Origin of the sequence: Pseudomonas sp. SH10-3B, assembly GCF_019891415.1 — a bacterium.
Taxonomy (GTDB): domain Bacteria; phylum Pseudomonadota; class Gammaproteobacteria; order Pseudomonadales; family Pseudomonadaceae; genus Aquipseudomonas.
This window is the reverse complement of record NZ_JAFLXD010000110.1, coordinates 1-1531: the sequence shown is the minus strand read 5'-3', so window position 1 is coordinate 1531 and position 1531 is coordinate 1. Positions and strand designations below refer to the sequence as shown.

Sequence of the window (1531 nt, the reverse complement as noted above, 5' to 3'; positions counted from 1 at the left end):
TGGACGTCCTCGCCTTCGAAGGCCAGGAACGCCTAAGCGAACCCTTCGCCTATCACATCGAATTCACCAGCACCGAACGCGACCTCGCCGCCGAAACCCTGCTCGGCAAAGACGCCCGTTTCAGCCTGCACACCCCGCCGAAAAAGCTGCCTCTGTTAGGTTTGACGCCACCCCCCATCAAACCCCTGCGCACCCTGCATGGGGTGATCACCCGCTTCAAGCGCCAGTCCGGCTCCAACGACCAGGCCAGTTATGCAATCACCTTGCAACCACGCCTGGCCCTGCTCGCGCGCGGTCGCCAGTTCCGCATCTACCAGCACCAATCGGTGCCGCAAATCGTCGAAAGCATCCTGCGCAGCCGCCACGACTTTGAAGGCCAGGACTTTCTCTTCAGCCTCAAACGCGACTACCCCCGGCGCGAACAGGTCATGCAATACGGCGAAAGCGACCTGGCCTTCATTACCCGCCTGCTGGCCGAGGTGGGCATCTGGTACCGCTTCACCAGCGACGAGCGCCTGCGCATTGATGTGGTCGAATTTTGCGACGATCAACGCCTCTACCAGTTCAACGTCGAACTGCCGTACCGCCCACCATCCGGCCTCAGCAGCAGCGACCAGGACTGTGTGTGGAACCTGCAATCCCACCATCAGGTGGTCGAGCAACAGGTGCATTTTCGCGCCTACCACCACCGCGACGCCCGCGCGCACCTGACCGGCGACATTGACCAGACCCGCGGCGCCAAAACCACCTACGGCGAGGCCTACCACTACGCCGAACCCTACACAGCCCTCGGCGACCGGCTCGATCAGGACGAAGACCTGCTCAGCGAAAGCGGCTACTTCTACGCGCGTTTGCGCCACGAGCGCTACCTCAACGATCAGACCCAACTCAACGGCATCACCAGCAGCGCCACCCTGGCGCCGGGCCAGGTACTCAAAGTCACCGGCGGCGCGCCCCAGGCTTTTACACCTGGAGCGGTGATCACCGGCCTGACAACCACCGCCACCCGTGACAGCAGCTTCATCGCCACCTTCGAGGCCATCCCCTATTCAGAAAGCGTGTGCTTTCGCCCGGCACTCAAGGACAAACCCCTGATCGCCGGCAGTATCCCCGCCCGCATCACCAGCAACCAGGCCAACGACCCCTACGCCCATATCGACCTGGAAGGGCGCTACCGGGTGCAGTTCCTGTTCGATCGCGACACGTGGACGCTGGGTCAAGAAAGCCTCTGGCTACGCCTGGCCCGGCCCTACGCCGGCGACACCCACGGCCTGCACCTGCCGCTGATTGCCGGCACCGAAGTGGCGGTGGCCTTCGAACAAGGCGATCCCGACCGCCCCTACATCGCCCACGCCCTGCACGACAGCCAGCACGTCGACCACGTGACCTTGCGCAACTACAAACGCAACGTCCTGCGCACCCCGGCAAACAACAAACTGCGCATGGACGACACGCGGGGGCAGGAGCACGTCAAGCTGAGTACCGAGCACAGTGGCAAGAGCCAGCTGAGTCTTGGGCATCTGGTGGATGG

Annotated in this window: 1 protein-coding gene; it reads left to right on the top strand. The window is 63.4% G+C overall.

Going from position 1 to position 1531, the window contains the following annotated elements; all coding sequences use genetic code 11:
* The coding region (vgrG, locus tag J1G35_RS30555; RefSeq protein WP_223016865.1) for a type VI secretion system tip protein VgrG at positions 1-1531 on the top strand (1531 nt) is incomplete at both ends.